The organism is Myxococcus sp. NMCA1, from assembly GCF_026810205.1.
Taxonomy (GTDB): Bacteria; Myxococcota; Myxococcia; order Myxococcales; family Myxococcaceae; genus Myxococcus; species Myxococcus xanthus_A.
Window position 1 is genome coordinate 3,448,079 of sequence record NZ_CP113950.1, and the last position, 21,202, is coordinate 3,469,280.

A 21,202-nucleotide genomic window follows, 5' to 3' on the forward strand; every position below is an offset into this window, starting at 1 on the left:
GGCCCCCGACGAATCGGGGGCCGGCGGGGACGTCAGTTGCCGGTGAGGGTGATCTGCTCGGCCGGCGCGGCGGCGATTTCCTCGGCGGTGAAGAGGATGGGCCGCCACTGCTTCTGGGAGAACAGCCGCGTCTGGTCCGCGTAGTACGGCGAGGCCGGGTTGCTGGACTCGCTGTAGGTCAGCAGGGCGCTGGCCTGCACGCCGGTGGGCGTGAACTCCATGGCCATGATGAAGCTGCTGCCGTTGTTGATGACGTAGCCTCCGTTGGCCAGGCCCGTGCGCCCGTTGACCACGGTCCGCGTGGCGGTGCCCACCTCGGCGTTGGGCGTGGTGGACTTCAGCGTTCCGAAGCTGACGATGTTCGCCGCGCCGTCGTAGTTGCCGCCGCCGTGGATGGGGATGCGCTCGCCGCTCACGCGGGGGGTGAACTGCGCCTCGCCCAGCGGGAGGTCCAGCGCCAGGCCCGCGCGCGTCAGCGTGGTCACGGCCTGGGCCAGCTTCGTCAGGACGGGGTCGGTGCCCTGGGCGGGCGCGGGCGCCAGCGTGTGGGGCGTGGCGATGGGGTTGGCCGGGTCGAAGGGCGTGGCGTACAGCGCCGGGCTCGCCTGCAGCTCGCTCATGGTGAACGTGCCCGCGAACTCGCGCCACACGATGGCGCCCACGCTGTCCACGTCATAGCGACGGTCCCACTGGGCAATCAGCGAGCACGCCTGGCTGATGTCCACGGTGCCCGTGCCGTAGGGCACCATCGTGTGGCCGGTGCAGCGGGCCACCACGTCGTCGATGAGCAGCTCGGCGATCATGCCGCGGTTGTTGAGGATGGCGTCCTGCAGCTCGGTGCGGGTGAAGAGGCCGTCCGCGCCGGACGCGCCACCTTCGACCTGCTCGGTGAGCATGACGGCGTTGAGGCGCGTGCGCGGCGACTGGGGCACGTTCTCCAGGCCGTGCAGGGGCGAGAAGCCCTTGAGCGGCTCGTCGGGGTTGGTCAGCCAGTAGCTGTCATTGGCGTTGAAGACGAAGTCGGTGCGGTCCAGCTTGGGCACCTTGCTGAAGGGGACCAGGCCCGGGCTGCGGGCGCCGGCCTCGTCCTGCCACTCGTTCTGGCTGTTGCTGCCGTCGAGCAGCACCAGGCCCATCTGCTGCCAGATGGCGGTGGTGGCCAGGTCCGCGCCCTGGCGGGCGGCGTTCCAGGTGGCCAGGGCCACGGGCGACAGGTTCGGCGTGGGCGTGGCATCCGTGTACCAGGTGTTGCCCGCGCGGTCGGCCGCCATGGTGTTGACCCAGGGGATGCCCTGCTCGCGCGCGTAGACGGCCTTGAACTCATCCAGGCTGCGGGCCTGGTTCATGCCCAGGAACTGCGCCAGCAGGGTGTCGTTCTCCAGGTTGGCGTCGCGGTAGGTGAGCACGGACTGCTCGGTCCACTCCGCGGTGCCGGGGATGGAGATGATGGGGCCGTAGTGGCTGCTGTACATGCGGCGGGTGACGTTGACGAGCGTGCCGTTGTCGAGCAGGACCAGGATGGTGATGTCCTTCCAGGTCATCTCCCGCTCTTCGTTGTCGTAGTAGTACGAGGTCGGCTTGCCCGGCACCAGGCGCAGCCCGTACAGCGTCATGCGCTGGCCGGAGGAGAAGGTGTGCGTCCAGGCCACGTCGTTGTTGAAGCCGATGAGGACCGCGGGCACGCCCAGCAGGCCCACGCCGTAGATGTCCAGCTCACCGGGGACGGTGAGGTGGCTCTCCCACAGCTTGAGCTCGCCTTCCCAGGGGAAGTGCGGGTTGGCCACCACCATGCCGTGGCCGGTGGCGGAGCGGTCGCGGCCAATGGCCCAGCCGTTGCTGCCCACCTGGTGCAGTTCGGGCCGCTGGACCTTGACGTGGTCGCGGTCCGGCGTGCCGAGGGTGGTCGCCGTCACGTCGGGCGGCGTGGCCGCGGCGAGGGCGAGGGCGACCTGGTAGCTGCTGCCCGTCAGCGCCACGCTGTAGGCGTAGGCCAGCAGGTCCACCTCGGAGATGGGTCGCACCCACTTGGCGCCGGTGCAGGGCGCGGGGAGCTGATCCTTGGGCGTCTCCTCGATGTAGCGGTTGAAGCCGGCCGCGTAGCCCTTGAGCATGGCCTGGAGGGTGGCGGGCTGTGTGCTGATGCGCTCCGTGGCGCGCGCGTGGAGGCCTAGCGAGCGGTAGGCGAAGTCGCTGCCCGCGTAGGTGCTGCCGGGGCCCATGCCCAGGAAGCGGGCGCGCTCACCGCGCACCTTGAGGATCTGATCCGCGAGGATACAGACGTGGTCCTGGGCGAAGGCATAGCCATTGCCGTACGCCACGCTGCCCATGTCCTTTCCGGTGATGTGGGGGACGCCGTGGGCGGTGCGGCGGATGGTGGCTTCGTAGGTGGGCGTCGGGGCCGGAGGCGTGCCGTCGTCGTCGTCGTCACCACAGGCGGAACTGAACAGCAGGCCCATGCCTGCGAGAAGGGAGAACTGCCAGCGGGTGCTCAGCGTACGCCGGAGCACACCGCGCCGGAGGGGCGAGGGAAGTTTGGGGTGCATGACAGTCGTCGAGCGTAAGGAGTGGCTGATCACACCGTCAAAATGTTTCTGAAACTGGAATGATTTCTCACACCGCCGGGCACAACGCAGTGTGGCAAGAACGAGCTACCGGCCGAGCGGGAGGGGTGTGGTAGGAAATCGCGCATATGTCGACCGAGCCGTCCCGTGCCCGCCGCCCGCGCCGTCACTTCTCGATGATTCGCACGTTCGTGCTCGCTGACTTCGTGACGCTGGGCAACGGCTTCGCGGGTGCGGGCGCCATCCTCTCCTCCATGCAGTACCTGGCTTCCGGGGACGTGGGCTGGCTGTGGGTGGCCTTCGGCCTGATGCCGGTGGCGCTGGTGATGGACGTCATGGACGGGCGCATCGCGCGCTGGCGCTTCAAGAAGTCGCCTCTGGGCGCGGACCTGGACTCACTGGCGGACGTCATCTCCTTCGGCATGGCGCCGGCGGCGCTGGCCTTCGCGGTGGGGATGCGCGGCTCCCTGGACGTGGCGGCGCTCCTCTACTTCGTGGCGTGTGGCATCAGCCGGCTGGCGCGCTTCAACGTCACGTCGGCGGACCTGTCGGACGAGACGGGGAAGGTGAAGTACTTCGAGGGCACCCCCATCCCCACCAGCCTGGCGCTGGTGATGGTGATGGCCGCGGCGACGTGGGCGGGGCGCATCGGTCCGGACCTGTGGGGCGGTGAGTGGCGCCTGGGACCGTTGGTGCTGCACCCGTTGGCGCTGATGTACGTGGCCAGCGGAAGCGCGATGATCAGCAAGACATTGCGCATTCCGAAGATTTGATACCGGACACCCACCCACCCCTGGGCTCGGGGTTACCCACGCATGGCCGGTTGCCCACCCTGAAGTAGGTGCCTAGCTTCGCCACCGTTCCTTCCGCCGTCCTCCATGCATGTGGGGCGCGCGGCGGCCAGGGTTGACGGTAGTGGGGAAGGGGTGGGCCATGACAGGGCGCTTGGGCTGGGTCGCCCTCGCGGTGGTGGGGTTGCTGGTCGGTTGTGCGGATCGCGAGCGCTCGGCGCTGGCGGACGGGCGGCTGACGGCGACGCCGGGTGGCGTCGACTTCGAGCGGGTGGCCATCTTCGATGCGCGCGAAGCGGAGGTTTCGCTGCGCAACGTGGGCCGCGCACCCGTCGATGTGAACGAGGTCTGGGTGGAGGGCCCCGAGGGGGCCTACCGCGCCGAGTTCACCCATGAGGGGCCGCACAGCTTGCAACCCGGGAGCGCGTGCTCGCTGCGCGTGCGTTTCGCGCCGCCCTCCGAAGGTTCGCAGCCGGCGGTGCTGGTGGTTCGCTCGGACACGCGCATCGAGCCGCTGCTGCGCATCCCCCTGACGGGCAGCGGCGTGGACGCCTGGGCCCGCGTGTCGCCGCGTCGGCTGGACTTCGGCCGCATCGAAGCGGACGCCACGAAGACGCTGCCGCTGCGGCTGGAGAACCCCACGGAATTGTCCGTGGAGGTGACGCCGCGGCTGGTGGGCGCGGACCGCGACGAATTCAGCGTGGAGCCGGTGACGCTGGCGCCCGGTGAGAGCCGCGAGCTCATGGTGACGTTCCACCCGGTGCGGGTGGGCCGCAAGCAGGTGGCGCTGGCGGTGTCGCCCTGCCGCGGCTGCGCGGACGTGACGGTGCAGGTGGCCGCCGAGGCGCTGGAGCGCGCGGTGGTGGCCGAACCGGAGGTCCTGGACTTCGGCGCGGTGCCCGTGGACCGGGACGCGTTGCGCGAGTCGAGCATCCGCAACATCAGCACCGAGCCGGTGACGGTGACGCAGCTGACGCTGGAGGGCCGTGACGCGTCCTTCACCCAGAACAACGCTGGCTTCCCCTTCGTGCTCCAGCCGGGCGAGGTGCGGACCTTCACGTTCCGCTACAGCCCGGACCACCAGGGCGCGGCGCAGGACACCGCGCTGTACCACGTGGAGAGCCGCCGCCATCCGACGACGCCCGTGCAGCTGCGCGGCTACGGCGGCGCGCCGGAGCTGTGTGTGTCCCCGTCGGTCTACGACTTCGGCACGCAGCCGCTCGGCGCGAAGGTGCGCGTCATCATCAACGTGAAGAACTGCGGCGCGTCCAATGAGGGCGGGCTCACCATCAACACGCTGGACTGGCTGCCGCAGCAGGGTGGGGCGCCCCAGTTCAACCACACGCCGCTGGCGCTGCCGGTGACGCTGCCGCCCGGCGGCGAGGTGAACCTGGAGGTCTTCTACGAGCCCACCGAGCTGCGCGCGGCGGAGGGCTCGCTGGTGATGACGACCAACGCCTTCTCCGCGACCATGGTGCAGATGGACTTCCGCGGCAACCCGGAGGCGCACGCGCCCTGCGAGCTCACGCTCACGCCGCAGGCCCTGGACTTCGGCACCATTCCGCCCGGCCAGGGCGCGGTGCTGGGACTCAAGCTGGAGAACCGCGGCACCGACTTGTGCCCGGTGAAGAACATCCGCCTGCGGGATGACGGCGGCGGTGTCTTCACGTTGCCGGGCGGCGACCTCTACGGCGGCATCATGTACCCCGGCGACTGGTTCAGCTTCCAGGTGGCCTTCATTGCACCCGTGGCGGGCGGCCACTTCACCGGCACCGTGCAGATTGAACAGATGCAGCCGGCCAACCCGGTGCTGCTGGTGCCGCTGGTGGCCAACACGCAGGCGGTGTGCCTGGTGGCCTCGCGCCGCTACATGGACTGGGGCGTGGCCCGGCCGGACTGCCCCGCCGAGCCCATGGAGGTGAACTTCCTCAATGCCTGCGCCGCGCCGGTGACGGTGAGCGACGTGTGGATTGGGCCGGGCACCACGGATTCGGAGTTCGGGTTTTCGGCGTTGCCAGACCCCATCCCCTTCGTGCTGCCGCCCAACGAGGCCTTCACGGTGGGCGTGGAGTACTTCGGCCTGGTGTCGGGCATGAACCTGTCGCCGCTGTACGTGGGCTCCAGTGACTTGCCGGCGCCGCTGATGGTTCCGCTGGTGGGCGAGTCGTCGATGCGCGTGGAGAAGACGGACAACTTCATCCAGCAGGACGTCAGCAAGGTGGACGTGCTGCTGGTGGTGGACAACACCGCCTCCATGGCGGTGGAGCATCCGCGGCTGGTGGAGGCCATCCCGACCTTCGTGCAGACGGCGCTGGACCGGGGGGTGAGTCTCAACGTGGCGGTGACGACGACGGGCATCCATCCGGTGACGCCGACGGACCCGGCCAACGCGTGCCCGGGCGGCGCGGAGGGGGGCGAGGCGGGCCGCTTCTTCCCGGTGGACAGCTCGCTGCCGCGCATCCTCACGAGCGCGACGCCGAACCTGGCCCAGCAGCTCCAGCAGAACGTCCAGGTGGGCCGGTGCGCGGAGGTGGAGCAGGGCTTCGAGGCGATGCGCCGCGCGCTGTCCCGACCGCTGGTGAACAGCGCGGATGACCCGCGCACGCCGCTGCCCAACGACGGCAACGTGGGCTTCCTGCGCGAGGAGGCCGCGCTGGTGGTGCTGTTCGTCAGCGACGAGGACGACCACTCGCCCGACGCGGTGGACACCTACGTGGACTGGGCCCAGCAGCTCAAGGGGCAGAACCAGCCGCAGCGCGCGACGTTCTACGCCATCGCTCCGCCGGCTGAAGGCTGCGCGACGGCGGGCGGCGCCGGTACCCGCTACGCGCAGGCAACCTCACGCACAGGAGGCGAGGTGGTGAGCGTCTGCGCGGAAGACTACCGGCCGCTGCTGCAGGCGGTGGGTGACAAGGCCTTCTCTGCGCAGGAGCGCTTCCCGCTGAGCGACATGCCGGAGCCCGGCACTGTGACGGTGACGGTGAATGGCGCGCCGTCCACATCTGGCTGGACCTACGACGCGGCCACCAACAGCGTTGTGTTCGACGTCGTGCCGCCGGCGGGCACCCGCATCTCCATCAACTACCGCCGTTCGTGCGACGCGATGTAACGCACCCGGAGGGCCGGACATCCGGCCCTCCACAGTGGTGTCAGTCCCCGGTGCTACAGGTCTGCTTCCGCCTGTGCGGATGACCAGAAAATTGGAGGTCACCTCGCGGTGTGTACCCTGAGGTCGTACCTGCAGCTGCCGAGGAGGCACCCGGTGAACTCCCAGGATTTTGAAGGAACGATGACGAGCGCGGCCCGCCCCTCTGGACGGGCCCCCGGACTGCGCGTCATCAAGGGAGAAGGGCAGCGGAGGGAGGAGCCGCTCGCCTCCAGGGACGCCGTGGCCCGGGTGCTGATGGAGGCCGGGGCGGACCTGCTGCTGCGGCGAATCAGCCCGGCGCGGGCGGGGGAGATTGAGCGGAAGGTGGACCGGGTCCTGGACCTGTTCGACCGGGTGGACGTGGCGCCGGTGCTGATGCCGGTGCTGAAGCGGCACCTGGACGAGTTGGAGGTCCTGATGCGGGAGACCCGCGAGGTGCGGGCCGCCCGGAGATAGGCACAAAGGCCGTTTCCGGAGCAGTTGGGGGTTTGACCCTCCTTCCCGGTGCGCTTACGCTCGGGTCCATCCCGCGCCCGGAACTCGGGGCCACTCCAAGGGTGGTTGTCCAGGGGCCGGTCAGGTCGCCGTGTCCATCGAAACCTATGGCAGGTATCAGCTCCTGAATCGTCTCGCCACGGGCGGGATGGCGCAGATCTACCTTGCGCGGCCTCAGGGCGCGGAGCCTGACAAGCGGGTGGTGGTCAAGCGGATCCTTCCGCACCTCGCGGAGAACGACGACTTCGTCAAGATGTTCCTGGACGAGGCTCGCATCGCCGCCCGGCTGAACCACCCCAACGTGGTGCAGATTTTCGACCTGGGAGCCCAGGACGACTCCTTCTTCATCGCCATGGAGTACATCCACGGCGACGACCTGCGCCGGCTGTGGAGGCAGTCGGAGCTGATGGGCCAGCCGCTGCCGGTGCCGCTGGTGTGCCGCATCCTCATCGAGGCCTGCGCCGGCCTGGACTACGCGCACAAGCGCACGGACCCGACGACGGGCCGGCCGCTGGGCATCGTCCACCGCGACGTGTCCCCCCAGAACATCCTGGTGACGTTCGAGGGCGGGGTGAAGGTGGTGGACTTCGGTATCGCCAAGGCGGCGGACCAGGCCACGGTGACCCGCTCCGGCGTGCTGAAGGGGAAGTATTCGTACATGTCCCCGGAGCAGGCGGCGGGCATGCGGGTGGACTGCCGCGCGGACATCTTCGCGCTGGGCATCGTCTTGTACGAACTGCTCACCGGCACGCGCTTGTTCAAGCGCCCCAACGACATCCAGACGCTGACGGCGGTGTCGGAGTGCCGGGTGGTGCCGCCCTCGCACGTGACGTCGCGCGTGCCGGCGGACCTGGACGCCATCGTCCTCAAGGCGCTCGCGAAGGAGCTGCCGGACCGGTACCAGGAAGCGGCGCACCTCCAGCACGCGCTGGAGGAGTGGCTGCGCGCGCACCAGGCGCCCGCCACGTCCGCGCACCTGTCCGCCTTCATGAAGGAGGTCTTCGCGGAGCGGCTGGCCGAGGAGGCCCGGGCGGGCGACGTGCTGGGCGAGGATTCGGATTCGGGGGCGGCGAGGCAGGAGTCTCCGCCGCGACGGACCGGCCTGCGGCCCGCGTTGCCGCCGCGTCCACCGCCGATGTCTCCGGAGGATGACGCGACGGCGGCGCTGCGCCCGCGACCGGCGTCCCGGACGGGCCGCTTTGAACTGGAGCCGGAGAAGCCCGCGCCGCGGCTGACGGGACAGCGCCGGGCGGTGGAGCCCGAGCGGCCCTCGCGCTCCGGCATGAACGTGGCGCCTCCGCTGCCTCCGCCTCCGCGCGTGGAAGAGGATGCGCCCACGGTGGATGCGCGTGTATCCGCGTCGGTGACCCGGACGGACGTGAAGCTGGGCGGGGCCGCCGCCGCGCCGACGGACCCTCGCGGCGCTCCGCGGCATTTCGGAGGCACCGGCCGCTTCGACCTGGGTGCGCCGGTCCTCCCCATGGATGACGAGGACGCCCCCACGGTGGATGCCCGCGCTGGCGCGCGCTCGCAGGCGCGAGGGGGGTTCGTCGTGGAGGAGGACGCGCCCACCATCGCCATGATGGATACGGGCCGGCCCGCGCGGGTGGTGATTCCGCTGCGGGACGGGGAGCCGCTCGAGGAGGACGCCCCCACGCTGTCGCTGGGCATGGCGCGCGCGGCGAAGCGCCCCGTGGCTGCCGCGGGCAGCAAGACGTGGCTGTACGTGGGGCTGGTATTGCTGGTCGTCGTGGCGGTGGGCGTGGTGCTCTGGTCGATGCGGTCGCCGGAGCCCGTGCCGGTGTTGTTGGACCCGGAGGCCGCGGTGCCCGCGCCCGTGCCCATGCAGGCCGAGGCGCCGATCCAGGCTCCGACAGAGCTGCGGCCCCCGCCCGTCGTGCCCCAGCCTCCCGTGGAGGCCGCGCCCGCGCCGGTGCGGCTGCGCATCGAGACGCAGCCCGCGGACGCGGTGGTGCTGGTGGATGGCCAACGCCACGACGAGCGGCCGGTGATGCTCGAAACGGCGGTGGGCCAGCAGGTCGCCGTGCGAGTGGAGGCCGACCGGCACCAGGCGCAGACGCGCACGGTGACGGTGGGTGAGGACGCGGAGCAGGTGGCGCGCTTCACGCTGGAGCCCGAGCCCCGCGCGGTGGCCGCTGCTCCCGTGGCGGCAGTGGCCCGCGAGCGCCCGGCCCGGCCCGAGCCCCGGCAGGAGGGGCGACTGGCCCGGGTGCGCTTCGTCGTGCACCCTTGGGCGGAGGTGACGTGCGGTGGCAAGCGGCTGGGCGAAACGCCCTTCGAGGCCGTGGAGCTGCGCGTGGGCAGCTATGACTGCCGCTTCGTCAACCCCGACCTCAAGAAGACGCTCAGTCGACGTATCGAGGTGAAGCCCATCGACCTCAACGTCGTGAGCGTGAAGTTCGAATAGCACATGCCTTGGATGCTCCCGTGACGCTCGAAGCCGGCACTCACATCGGCAAGTACGTCGTCCGCCGCAAGCTCGCCGAGGGCGGCATGGCGGAAATCTACCTGTGCACGGCGCGCGGCGCGGAGGGCTTCGAGAAGGAAGTCGTCATCAAACGGGTGCGCGCCTTCCTCGCCAGCGACCCGGAGTTCGTGGGGATGTTCATCGCCGAGGCCCGGCTGGCCTCGCGGCTGAACCACGCGAACGTGGTGCAGATCTTCGACTTCGACAAGCACGAGGACACGTACTACCTGGCCATGGAGTACGTGCGCGGCTGCTCGTTGTGGGAGCTGCGCAAGCGCGGCAAGGAGCTGATGGAGCCGGTGCCGCCCATGCTGGTGGCGCACATCGGCGCGGAGGTCGCCCGGGGTCTGCACTACGCGCACCGCGTCCGCGTGAATGGCCAGCCGCTGGACCTGGTGCACCGGGACGTCACGCCGCACAACGTGCTGCTGTCCTTCGATGGCGCGGTGAAGCTGACGGACTTCGGCATCGCCAAGGCGGGCAACAAGCTGACGCAGCCGGGCGTGCTGAAGGGCAAGTTCGCGTACATGTCGCCCGAGCAGGCCCGGGGCGAGGCCGTGGATGCACGCACGGACATCTTCGCGCTGGGCGTGGTGCTGTGGGAGATGCTCACCGGCGGCCGCCTGTTCGACGGGGACTCCGAGGTGGCGGTGCTGCGCGCGGTGCAGCAGAGCACCATTCCGCCTCCGGCCCGGCTGAACCCGGACGTGCCCGCGGACCTGGATGCCGCCGTGGTGCGCGCTCTGGACAGAGACCCCGCGCTCCGCTTCCAGACGGCCGCCGAGTTCGAGCGTGCCCTGGCCCAGTGCGTGCTGACGCATGCGAGGTCCGTGGACGACACGGACCTGAGCGCCTTCATGCGCCGCTTGTTCCCCACCAGCCTCACCCAGGCGATTCCCACCGTGCAGGAGCGCACGCACGTCGTGGAAGGGGCGCCGGCACCTGGGGCAGGGGCGTCGCCCGTGCCGCGCGAGCCCACCGCGGTGATGGTGCCCGCTGGCCGCAGCGGCCTGGCGTTGCCGACGTCTCCGGATGAAGACGTCAATGCGCCGACCTTCGTGTTGCCGCGTAGGGGCGAGGAGGCCGCGCTGGATGCGGCGCCACTGCCGCCCATGGCCACGCCGATGATGCCGCTGCCAGCGGTGGCGTCGTCGCCGGTGCCTCGCGGCGTTTCTTTCGAAGGCGCGCCTTCCACTCCGGGCCGGCAGAGCCGTCCGGAGGGCGTGGTCGCGGTGTCAGGGCCGCGCTCCGGTGGGGCCGAGGATGCTCGCGGTGCCGCCTCCAGCGAGGATGCACGGGCCGAGAAGACGCCGAGCAGGGGCGCAGGTGTCCCGGTGGTGTCCGGGAGCGCGCGGACGCCGAGTCGTCCGGAAGGGCTCGCCGCCGTCGCGTCACCGTCAGGACCATCCGGGAGCCTGAGGCTGGCCAGCGCCTGGGGCGATGAGGACGACGACGAGGAAGGCACCCCGTCGAATACGGAGCCTGAGGCGCATCCCGGGATGTGGGCCGCCGTGCCTGGAGCTTCCGAGGTGCCTGCGGCGGGTGCTCATGCGTCCGGCCCCGAGGGCCCTGCGGCGAGTGCCCGTGCGTCCGGCCCCGAGGCTCGCGCGGCGAGTGTCCGTGTGCCTAGCCCCGAGGTTTCCGGGGCGAGCGCCCGGGGCTCCGGAGCCGAGGTTCTTGGGACGAGTGCCCGTGGCTCCGGATCCGAGGTGCCTGCGGTGGGCGCTCATGCGCCTGGCCCCGAGGCTCTCGAGGCGGGTGGCCGTGCGTCCGGCCCCGTGGCCTCGGTGGCCGTGCCGGCGGCGCGCCGTCATTGGGCGCTGGGACTCGCCGTGGCGTTGGGGCTCGCTGTCGTCGGAGGCGGCGTCGCTGTGATGCGGGGGACCGAAGCGGCTCCTCCGGTGGTGCCAGCAGAGCCCATGGTGGCCGCACCCGCTGTTGATGAACCCGTGCCGACCGCGCAGCCCGTGCCTTCAGCGGTCCCTGAGAACGCCGAGGGCGGGGAGAAGGGGCCCGCCGAAACCGCCGACACCGAATCCGAGGTGGACGGGCTGATGCGCGAGGAGGTGCTCGCCGCTGCCGCCACCAACCCGGCCTCCGCCCCCGCGCCGAGTGCGGCCGACACCCGCCAGGAGCCGGAGCGCGTGCGCGCGGCGCCGGCCAGCGGAACGCTCCAGGTCCAGGCCGCGCCCTATGCCACCGTGTTCATCAACGGCAAGCGCATGGGCGAAGTAACGGGGCGGGCGTCGTACCGGTTGCCCGTCGGCAACCACAAGCTCGTCTTCCAGCACCCGTCCGGCGAGCGCCGCTACGACGTCGCCGTCACCGCTGGCGGCACCGTCAGCCGCGACTTCCGCGCTCCCAGGGCTCGCTGAACCCGGCCGGCTCCCGGCACGGCGGCCTCACCGGCAGTCGTGCCGCAACTTGACCCCAGGTCCGAAGTCACCCGCCGTACCGGTGCTCGCTTCCGCTTGAGCACCCCCAACGTCCACTCCTGAACGCTGCTGCCTCGCACCCAGCGGGCCGCCTTCGGGTTGTCACGCCTACCTCGTCCCACCTGCCGTTCCGCCTGTTCAAAGGCGCGCGATTCGTCCGTCGCCGCCTGCCTGCCTGGTGGTCTGCCTTGACACCCAACCGCTCGTTCTGGCACTCAGTGGCCCCCACTCAGTGGATTATATTCAATGGAATCCATGGACCTGCTGGCTCCTGAGGAGATTGCTCGGATCGAGCGCGAGAACGCGGGCGGTCTGCCCGCGAGCGCCATCCTGAAAATCTTCCGGCCACGGGGCGTGCGCCTCTCGGAGGCGACGTTCCGGAAGTACGTGCAGGCGGGCTTGCTACCCAGGAGTCGCCGGGTGGGCCGGAAGGGGAAGCACCAGGGGAGCGTCGGGCTCTACCCGGTGGAGGCGGTGCGCCGCATCAATGTCATCAAGAAGATGATGGCGGAGGGGCACACCCTGGAGGACATCAAGCGGTCCTATGTCTTCCACAGCAACTACATCGACCAGTTGGAACGGGACCTTGCGGGCCTCCTGAATGGGTTTCAGGAGGAGCTGGGGGACCGCGCCTTTGGGGGGGAGCATCGGCGTACGCTTGAGGCACAGCTAGCAACCTTGCGGCAAAGAGCGCAGGATCTGGTCCGGGATGTCGCCCGGCTGGGTAGCGCCGTGACCGCACGCGCAGACGAAACCATCCGTTCGCAATAGAATACCCGGGAACCGGGTAGACTGGCCTCACGTGGAGGGGACATGTCGGAAGTGAAGCAGCTACAGGAGGAGGGGGGGGACCAGGAATCGGACCAGGCGCAGGAGCGCCGCCGTTCCAAGACGATGTCGCGCAAGGAGATGGCGCGCGACCTGCGGAGGCGCCGCCTCACGGGGCAGGTGGACCCCGAAGAGGCCGACCTGCTGAAGCAGATGGACGACACGCGGCCGCGTACGCGCGCGGACTGCATCAACGGTCCCCGGCCGTGCAACTTCGTCTCCTGCAAGCACAACCTCTACCTGGACGTGAATCCGGAGACGGGGTCCATCAAGCTCAACTTCCCGGACAAGGAGATCTGGGAGCTGGAGCACACCTGCGCCCTGGATGTGGCGGAGAAGGGCGGCATCACGCTCGAGGAAGTGGGGGAGATCATGAACCTCACCCGTGAGCGCATCCGCCAGGTGGAGACGCGCGGGCTGATGAAGCTGCGCGAAGCCACCGAAGCCGAGCCTCCGGTTTCGGCTCGCAAGCCCTGATGTCCGCGGGTGGTTTCCACCCGCGAACGGAGGGCCGACGTGTTGCGTTGACACCCCAGGGGGTGGTTGCTACTACCGCCGCTTCCCGCACACCGAGGCCCACACGTGCTGGCTCTCCTGAGCGTTTCTGATAAGCGAGGTCTGGTTCCCTTCGCCCAGGGGCTCGTCCGCCTGGGCTTCCGGTTGTTGTCCACCGGGGGCACGCTGGAGGCGCTCAAGGGCGCGGGGGTACCCGTCACCAAGGTGTCCGAGCACACGCAGAGCCCCGAGATTCTGGGTGGCCGCGTGAAGACGCTCCACCCCCGCATCCACGGCGGCATCCTGGGACGGCTGGAGCTGGAGGCCGACCGGGAGGAGATGAAGGCGCACGGCATCGAGCCCATCTCCCTGGTCGCGGTGAACCTGTATCCGTTCCGGCAGACGGTGGCCTCGGGCGCCGCGGAGCCGGAGGTCATCGAGCAGATTGATATCGGCGGGCCCGCGATGGTGCGCGCCTCCGCGAAGAACTTCCGGCATGTCTCGGTGGTGGTGGACCCGGACGACTATCCGGCGGTGCTGGCGGAGTTGGAGCAGCAGAAGGCGGTGAGCGAGGACACGCGGCGCCGGCTGATGCGCAAGGCCTTCGCGCACACGGCGGCCTACGACGCCTCCATCTCCGCGTGGCTGTCCGCGCAGGCGGGCGAGCCGTTTCCGGGGGAGCTGTCGCTGGCGTTCCGGAAGTCGCAGGAGCTGCGCTACGGGGAGAATCCGCATCAGCGCGGCGCCTTCTACCGCGAGCACGCCGCGCCCCAGGAGCCGACGGTCGCCTTCGCCAAGGTGCTGCAGGGCAAGGAGCTTTCGTACAACAACATCCTGGACCTGGACGCGGCGCTGGGCCTGCTGCTGGAGTTCCCGGAGGCCCCTGCGGCCGTCATCATCAAGCACAACACGCCGTGCGGCGTGGCGGTGGATGACGCCCTGGTGAAGGCCTACCGCACGGCTCGCGCGGTGGACGAGGTCTCCGCCTTCGGGGGCATCGTCGCGCTCAACCGCGAGGTGGACGCGGCCACGGCCCAGGCCATGGCGGAGACGTTCCTGGAGGCGGTCATCGCGCCGTCGTACTCCCCGGAGGCGCTGCAGGTGCTGGCGGCGAAGAAGAACCTGCGGCTCCTGGAGGCGGGCCCCGCGCTGGCCAGTCCCCAGGCCCGGCCGCGTGCCCAGCTGGACGCTCGCAGCGTGTCCGGCGGAATGCTACTGATGGATCGGGACTCGGTGGAGCCGCCGCTGTCGTGGAAGGTGGTCTCCAAGCGGGCCCCCACGCCGGAGGAGGAGCGGGCCATGCGCTTCGCCTGGAAGGTGTGCAAACACGTCAAGAGCAACGCCATCGTCTTCGCCTCCGGTGACCAGCTCCTGGCGCAGGGCGGGGGGCAGACGAACCGGGTGGACTCGGTCCGCATCGCGATGCAGCGCGGCGGAGCGGCCCTCCGGGGCAGCGCGGTGGCTTCGGACGCCTTCTTCCCGTTCCGGGATGGGCTGGACGAGGCCGCCCGGGCGGGGGCCACCTGTGTCGTACAACCCGGCGGTTCGGTCCGTGACGCGGAGTTGATTGCCGCCGCGGATGAACATGGGATGGCCATGGTGCTGACGGGAGTGCGACACTTCCGGCACTGAGCCATGCGCATCGTCTGTCAGAAATGCGCGGCCGCCTACGCGATTGATGACAAGCTCATCACCGCCAAGGGCGTTCGCGCGCAGTGTCCTCGCTGCCGGAACCTGCAGTTGGTCCGGCGCGATCCCTCGGCCGTGCCCGCTGCTGGCGCGCCGGCTCCGGCGTCGCAGCCCGCGGCGCCCGTCACGCTGACGCCTGTCTCCGGCGCCGCGCCCGCGGACGACCTCTTCGGCGACTTCGGTGCGCCGCCGCCCGCCGCGCCCGCACCTGGCGCTGCTCCGGCTCCCAAGCCCGCCCGGGGCGAGCGCGCGCCAGGGTCGGAGCTGTTTGGCGACTTCGGGGCGATGCCTTCGCCGGCTCCCGCGTCCGCGCCGCCCGTGGACCCCTTCGCGGGCCTGGGGACGCCGGCTTCGGGAGGTGGTGGGGCCGGTGCGGAGGACCCGCTGCTCGACTTCCTGGGACCGCCGCCCTCCGCGCCGCAGGGGATGGAGTCCCAGCCTTCGCGTCCGGCGAAGCCCGCCGCCGCGAAGCCCGCGACCTCCGGCTGCCGCGTCTGCCAGAAGCCGCTGACGGATTCCTTCGACCAGGCGCTCGGCATCTGTGATGACTGCCGCCAGCCTGGTTCCGCTCAGGCGCCGGCCGCCGCGAGCCGTCCGGCCGCTCCGGCCGGGAACTCGGACTTCCTGCCGGCCATGGCGGACCTGGGTGGGGGCTCCGCATCGGTGGCGCAAGCCTCGGAGCCAGAGCCGGGTGCCGAGTCCCGTAGTGGAGCTCGCGTGCCCATCAGCACCGACATCATTCCGGACATGGGGCCGGAGCCTCGCAGTGGCATCCGGGCCTCCTCGCCGCAGCTGGGCGCGGAGCCTCGCAGCGGCTCGCGCTCCGCGCCGGTGCGCGTCACTGATGGGCGCTCCCGTGGGGGCAAGGGCGGACTGGTGGCGGGCCTCGTGGGGCTCGTCGTCGTGGGCGGAGGCGTGGGCGGTTACTTCCTGTACCAACAGCAGCAGGAGGCGTCGCGCCGCCAGGCCGGTCCTCCGCCCGCGGCCGCCATCCCGGACGCGGTGCAGGCGGTGCTGCCTCGCTGGAAGCTGAAGTACCTGGAGATTCCGGGCACCAGCGCGGAGCGGCTCGCGCAGGGGCAGCAGCAGCTCGCCCGTGACGAGCGCTTCGCATACGCGGAGGCGGAGGAGTCCTTCCAGCAGGCGCTGGTGTTGGACCCGACCAGCGATGCCGCCATCGCGGGCTACGTCCAGGCGCTGGCCCTGGGGCGCGGCGCGCGCATGGACGACGTGACGTTCCAGGAGGCCCGCGCGCTGCTGTCGGCGGCGGAGTCGCGGTCCGGCCGCACGGCGCCGTTGCTGCTGGCGCACGCGAACCTCCTGCTGGCCCGCTCCGGTCAGCCCGAGCAGGCGCGTCCGCTCGCGGAGGAGTTGCTCGCCCGCGCGGAACTGCCTGACGCGCAGAAGGCCGAAGCGCACCTGGTGCTGGGCCGCACGTGGCTGTCGTCGTCCCGCGAGCTGGCTCGCAGCCACTTCGACTCCGCGCAGAAGCTGTCGCCGGACATCAAGCGGCTGCACTACTACCGCGCGCTCGCGCATGTGTCGGGCGGTGAGTACTCCGCCGCGCTGGACACGCTGCGCAAGCGGCTGGAGACGAGCCCGAAGGACTGGGAGAGCCTGGCGCTCACCGCCCGCATCTACCAGGAGGTGGGTGAGCCCGCGGAGGCGCGCAAGTTGTACGAGGCCCGGGTGAAGGCGGAGCCCGGCGAGCTGCGCGCGTTGTTGCCGCTGGCGATGCTGCGCTACCAGGCGGAAGGCAACGCCGCGGGCGCGGTGCGGGACTTGCGCGCGCTGATGAAGAACCGGGCGCGCTACGACGAGCCCGAGGTGGCCGAGGTGCTGGTGCACCTGGCTGCGGCGGAGCGCACCGCGGGCAGTCAGGACGCGGCGGTGAAGTCGGCGGAAGAGGCCCTGCAGCTCGTGAAGGAATTGCCGGAGGCTCACCTCCAGCTCTTCCTGGTCGGCCTGAGCCGCCGCGATGCGGACAAGGCACGGACCCACCTGGCGGGCTTCCGTGGGCAGTTGGAGGACGGAGCGCTGGAGAAGGTGCTCGAAGGCCGGTTGCTGCTCCTGGAGAAGAAGCCGCTGGAGGCGCTGGAGGCATTCCAGGAAGCGGTGAAGCTGGACGCGCGGCGGCTGGACGCGCAGCTGTTGGCGGGCGTCGCCGCGGCGAGCGCGAAGCGCCGGGACGACGCCTTCCGCGCGCTGCACCAGGCGCTGCAGTCGGACCCGCTCCGACTGGAGCCGCGGCCCGCGACGTCCGCCTACTGGCTGCGCCCGCGTGAGACGGTGGAGGGCGTGGAGGGTGCCATCCTCGCGCTGTCCGAGGGACCGGAGGACCCGTCCCCACTGTTGTACGAGGGCCTGCTGCGCTTCCACCAGCACCAGTTCGACGCGGCCGAGCGTCACCTGCGCAGTGTCTTGGAGGTGGACGCGAACAACGCGGGGGCCCTGGCCTACCGCGCGCTCATCGCGCTGCAGCGAGGTGCCACCGCGGACGCCCGGCGCCTGGGCGAACGCTCCGCGGCGGCGGGGCGGCAGATGCCGGTGTCGCATCTGGCGCACGGCCTGGCGCTGGCGGAGGCCCGGCAGGTGGAGCCGGCCAAGCGCGCGCTGCGGGATGCGTTGGCCCTGGCGCCCACGCTGCTTTCGGCGCAGGCGCGGCTGGCGCAACTGGAGTCGGCCCGGGGCAAGGACGTGGCGCGAGACACCCTGGTGAAGGTGGTGGGGTTGGATCCGGCATACCTCCCCGCGAAGCGGATGCTCTACCTGTTGGAACGGTGAGGTGGATGTGAAGGTCCTGCTGCTCGGTTCCGGTGGCCGTGAGCACGCGCTCGCGTGGAAGCTGTCGCAGAGCCCCTTGTTGACCCAGCTCTTGTGTGGTCCGGGCAACCCGGGCACGGCGAAGCTGGGCACCAATGTGGCCCTGCGCGCGGACGTGCCCGAGGAAGTCGCCGCGTTCGCGAAGCGCGAGGCGGTGGACTTGGTGGTGGTGGGCCCGGAAGCGCCGCTGGTCGCGGGCGTCGCTGACGCGCTGGCCGACGCGGGCATCGCCTGCTTCGGGCCCGTGGCGGAGGGCGCGCGCATCGAAGGGTCCAAGGCCTTCGCGAAGGAAATCATGGCCGAGGCCGGCGTGCCCACCGCCGCCTTCCAGACCTTCACCGACGTGGCGGCGGCGGAAGCCTACGCGGTGGAGCAGGGCCGCATCGTCGTCAAGGCGGATGGCCTAGCGGCGGGCAAGGGCGTCATTGTCGCCCACGACGTGGAGGCCGCCCGCGCGGCGGTGCGCGCCGTGGGGGCCATGGGCGCGGCGGGCCAGACGATGGTCCTGGAGGAGCTGCTGGAGGGCGAAGAGGTGTCCGCGATGGCGCTGTGTGATGGCGAGCGCTACGCCATGCTGCCCTTGTCCCAGGACCACAAGCGCGTGGGCGAAGGCGACACGGGGCCCAACACCGGCGGCATGGGCGCGTACAGTCCGGCGCCTTTCCTGTCCGCCGCGCAGCTCGCTGAGGTGGGCGAGCGCGTGGTTGCCCCGACGCTGGCCGTGCTGCGCCGGCGCGGAATTCCCTTCCGGGGTGTGCTGTATGCGGGGCTGATGCTCACGCGCGGCGGCCCGAAGGTGCTGGAGTTCAACGCGCGCTTCGGCGACCCGGAGACGCAGGTGTTGATGATGCAGCTGGGGGAGGACCTGCTGCCGTTGCTGGACGCGTGTGCCCGGGGCACGCTCACGCCGCGGACGTTGGTGTCCTCGCCCGGTGCCTCGGTGGGCGTGGTGCTGGCGGCGCGGGGCTATCCGGACGCGCCGGAGAAGGGCCAGCGGATTGAAGGGCTGGACGCGGTGCCGCCCGACGCCACGGTGTTCCTGGCGGGCGTGGAGGCGCGCGACGGCGGCGTCGTGACGGCCGGAGGCCGGGTGCTGACGGTGTGCGCGCGGGGCGAGGACCTGGCGCAGGCACGTGAGCGGGCCTACGCGGCGGCGGCGGCCGTGCGCTTCGAGGGCATGCACTTCCGCCGGGACATCGGCGCGCGAGGGATGAAGGCCGCCCCGTGAACCGCCTTTCGCGCTACCTGCTCGGGGAGCTGCTGGTCCCGCTCGGCGTGTGGGTGGCGTTCATGTTCCTGCTGCTCTTCGTCATGCAGTTCCTGCGGGGCACCGACGTGCTGCTGGGCTCGTCGGTGACGCTGGTGGACATGGCGCGGCTGCTGGCGTACCTGGCGCCGCACTTCCTGATGATGGCGCTGCCCATCGCCTTCCTGCTGGCCATCCTCCTGGGGCTGGGGCGGCTGGGCGAGGACCGGGAACTGGTCGCGCTCCAGGCGCTGGGCATCGGGCCGGTGCGCCTGCTGGCCGCGCCGATGGGCATCGCGGTGGCGCTCAGCGTGCTGATGCTGGTCATCACCTCCACGGCGCAGCCCTGGGGCCTGGCGGGCTTGAAGGTGTTGGTGAGCGAGGTCATCCGGAAGAACGCCGTGGGCGACGTGAAGTCCGGCGTCTTCTACGAGGACCTCAGCAACTTGACGCTGTACGCGGAGCAGGTGTCCGCGGACGGGAAGTGGACCAACGTGCTTCTGCATGACGACCGGGAGGCGAATTCGCCGCTGCTGGTGCTGGCGCAGCGGGGGCAGGTGGGCACGTCCACCAGCGGCGAGGTGCTGCGCTTCGCGCTGGAGGCGGGGGAGGTGCACCGCTCCGAGGGCCGCGAGACGGAGGAGTACAGCATCATCCGGTTCGACCAGGCCGAAATCAGCGTGGGCGTGGGCGCCTCCATGGGCAAGCGCAGCCGCTTCTCTTTCTCCCGCGAGGAGCTGACGCCCGGCGAACTGCTGGAGGCGGCGCGCGAGGCGGAAGCGCAGGGCGAGGATGCGCGCATGTACCGGATGGCGTTGCACAGCCGGTTAGGGAACGCGCTGGCGCCCATCGCCTTCGCGCTGCTGGGCACGCCGCTGGCCATGGGCCGGCGCCAGTCGGGCCGGGCGTGGGGCTACCTGCTGACGCTGGGTGGCTACGTCCTCTACTACCTGCTGAGCCGCGTCTTCGAGCAGATGGGGCAGAAGGGCCAACTGCCCGTGGGCCTGGCGGGGCAGATGGCCAACCTGGTGTTCGTCGCGGTGGGGCTGGTGGCCCTGTACCGGGTGAGCCGCTCGGGGACGGTCAAGTGAGGGGAACGCTCTTCATCTACGTGCTGCGCACGTACCTGCGCTTCGCCCTGGGCATCCTCGGAGGCCTGGTGCTGGTGTTCGTGGTGGTGGACTTCGTGGACCGCGCGAAGCTGTACACGGGCCCGGGCTGGGTGTGGGACGTGGCGGAGCTCTACTTCTACAAGGCGATGATGTCGGTGCAGCAGCTGGGGCCGGCGGCGCTGCTGCTGGCCGCGGGCACCACGGTGTCCGCGCTGCGCAAGCAGGGCGAGGTGACAGCCATCCGGGCGCTGACCTTCGGCCCGTCCGCGCTGTACCTGCCCATCCTCGTGGCGTCCTTTGTTGCCTGCGTGGGCCTGGTGGCCTTCGACGAGCGGGTGGCGACGTACTCCGGCCGGCGCGTGGACGAAATCACCACCCAGCGCTTCAACAAGTGGGGCGACTGGCGCTTCTACTACACGCCGAAGCAGTGGTTCCGGCGTGGGGACAACATCTTCTTCCTCCGGGGCGGCAGCGCGCAGGAGGGCTTCCAGGACGTGTCCGTCTTCACGGTGACGGAGTCCTTCGACCTCCAGCGGCGCCTGGACGCCTCCGGCATGTTCCCGGTGGAGGGCATGCGCTGGCGCCTGACGGACGTGGTGGAGCGCACCTTCGACGGCGAGGGGAAGACGTCCGTACGGCAGCTCCCGGAGGCGGAGTACGAGCTGGGCGTGGCCGTCACCGCGTTCCGCATCCGGCCGGGGCGTCCGGAGCAGATGCGGGCGTCCGAGCTGCGCGAGCAGATTGTCGCGCGCCGCGACGTGGGCCTGGCGACGAAGCAGTTCGAGCTGGCCCTGCACAACCGCTTCGCCTACCCGATGGCGGCGTTCCCCGCGGCGCTGCTGGGGGTGGGGCTGGCCCTGCGCACCAACCGGCGGGGGCACCTCACGGCCGCCATCATCGAGGGCCTGCTGACGGCGGTGGCGATGTGGGGCCTGATGATGGTGTGCCGGACGCTGGTGCTCACGGAGCGGTTGTCTCCTGGCGTCGCCGCGTGGACGCCCACCGTGCTGCTGGGCCTCATCGCGGGCGCCGTGTGGTTGCAGCGTGAGGGCCGCTTGCACCTGCCGCGGCGCTCGCTGCTGGTGAGATAG

The 21,202-nt window shown here is 70.8% G+C and carries 13 protein-coding genes; 12 read left to right on the plus strand and 1 reads right to left on the minus strand.

Translation table 11 applies throughout. The features are described 5' to 3' along the window. Positions 1–32: 32 nt before the first annotated feature. Positions 33–2,543, minus strand: a complete 2,511-nt coding sequence (locus OZ403_RS14830; protein ID WP_268784475.1) for a penicillin acylase family protein — start codon at positions 2,541–2,543, stop codon at positions 33–35. A 146-nt stretch (positions 2,544–2,689) separates the two neighbouring features. On the opposite strand from OZ403_RS14830, the gene OZ403_RS14835 reads away from it, so the two are divergent. From OZ403_RS14835 to OZ403_RS14890, 12 genes are all read left to right on the plus strand, one after another. After that, positions 2,690–3,334 (plus strand): CDP-alcohol phosphatidyltransferase family protein, encoded by a 645-nt coding sequence (locus tag OZ403_RS14835; protein WP_140790508.1) that lies wholly within the window; start codon positions 2,690–2,692, stop codon positions 3,332–3,334. 160 nt (positions 3,335–3,494) lie between these two features. Next, the gene (locus OZ403_RS14840; protein WP_268784476.1) at positions 3,495–6,461 is read left to right on the plus strand and encodes a choice-of-anchor D domain-containing protein; all 2,967 of its coding nucleotides are present in this window, start codon (positions 3,495–3,497) and stop codon (positions 6,459–6,461) included. Positions 6,462–6,569: 108 nt separating this feature from the next. Further along, on the plus strand, positions 6,570–6,956 hold the full coding sequence (locus OZ403_RS14845; RefSeq protein ID WP_140790512.1) for a hypothetical protein: 387 nt from the start codon (positions 6,570–6,572) through the stop codon (positions 6,954–6,956). A 130-nt stretch (positions 6,957–7,086) separates the two neighbouring features. Further along, on the plus strand, positions 7,087–9,423 hold the full coding sequence (locus tag OZ403_RS14850) for a serine/threonine protein kinase (protein WP_268784477.1): 2,337 nt from the start codon (positions 7,087–7,089) through the stop codon (positions 9,421–9,423). A gap of 20 nt (positions 9,424–9,443) precedes the next feature. Continuing rightward, positions 9,444–11,858 carry a serine/threonine-protein kinase gene (locus OZ403_RS14855; RefSeq protein ID WP_268784478.1) on the plus strand — a complete coding sequence of 805 codons (2,415 nt, stop codon included), beginning with the start codon at positions 9,444–9,446 and terminating at the stop codon, positions 11,856–11,858. Positions 11,859–12,164: 306 nt separating this feature from the next. Next, positions 12,165–12,689, plus strand: a complete 525-nt coding sequence (locus OZ403_RS14860; protein WP_140790518.1) for a MerR family transcriptional regulator — start codon at positions 12,165–12,167, stop codon at positions 12,687–12,689. 42 nt (positions 12,690–12,731) lie between these two features. Then, positions 12,732–13,223, plus strand: coding sequence for a sigma factor-like helix-turn-helix DNA-binding protein (locus tag OZ403_RS14865; RefSeq protein WP_002635080.1), 492 nt, complete (start codon positions 12,732–12,734; stop codon positions 13,221–13,223). Between the two features lie 105 nt (positions 13,224–13,328). Further along, a complete protein-coding gene (gene purH / locus OZ403_RS14870) occupies positions 13,329–14,873 on the plus strand; it encodes a bifunctional phosphoribosylaminoimidazolecarboxamide formyltransferase/IMP cyclohydrolase (protein WP_268784479.1) in 1,545 nt (514 codons plus the stop codon). A gap of 3 nt (positions 14,874–14,876) precedes the next feature. After that, positions 14,877–17,714, plus strand: a complete 2,838-nt coding sequence (locus OZ403_RS14875; RefSeq protein WP_268784480.1) for a tetratricopeptide repeat protein — start codon at positions 14,877–14,879, stop codon at positions 17,712–17,714. Position 17,715: 1 nt separating this feature from the next. After that, entirely contained in the window at positions 17,716–18,981 is a 1,266-nt protein-coding gene (gene purD / locus OZ403_RS14880; protein ID WP_140798151.1) for a phosphoribosylamine--glycine ligase, read from the plus strand. After that, positions 18,978–20,090: an LptF/LptG family permease gene (locus OZ403_RS14885; RefSeq protein WP_268784481.1), complete on the plus strand. Its 1,113-nt coding sequence runs from the start codon at positions 18,978–18,980 to the stop codon at positions 20,088–20,090. The genes purD and OZ403_RS14885 overlap by 4 nt, the downstream gene beginning before the upstream one ends. After that, complete coding sequence (locus tag OZ403_RS14890; protein ID WP_140798152.1) at positions 20,087–21,202, plus strand: LptF/LptG family permease; 1,116 nt, start codon at positions 20,087–20,089, stop codon at positions 21,200–21,202. Before OZ403_RS14885 ends, OZ403_RS14890 begins: the two co-directional genes overlap by 4 nt.

Bases quoted from the DNA above. Each gene is read 5' to 3' on its own strand.
- OZ403_RS14830 (WP_268784475.1), bottom strand. From the start codon at position 2,543: ATGCACCCCAAACTTCCCTCGCCCCTCCGGCGCGGTGTGCTCCGGCGT.
- OZ403_RS14835 (WP_140790508.1), top strand. From the start codon at position 2,690: ATGTCGACCGAGCCGTCCCGTGCCCGCCGCCCGCGCCGTCACTTCTCG.
- OZ403_RS14840 (WP_268784476.1), top strand. From the start codon at position 3,495: ATGACAGGGCGCTTGGGCTGGGTCGCCCTCGCGGTGGTGGGGTTGCTG.
- OZ403_RS14860 (WP_140790518.1), top strand. From the start codon at position 12,165: ATGGAATCCATGGACCTGCTGGCTCCTGAGGAGATTGCTCGGATCGAG.
- OZ403_RS14865 (WP_002635080.1), top strand. From the start codon at position 12,732: ATGTCGGAAGTGAAGCAGCTACAGGAGGAGGGGGGGGACCAGGAATCG.
- OZ403_RS14875 (WP_268784480.1), top strand. From the start codon at position 14,877: ATGCGCATCGTCTGTCAGAAATGCGCGGCCGCCTACGCGATTGATGAC.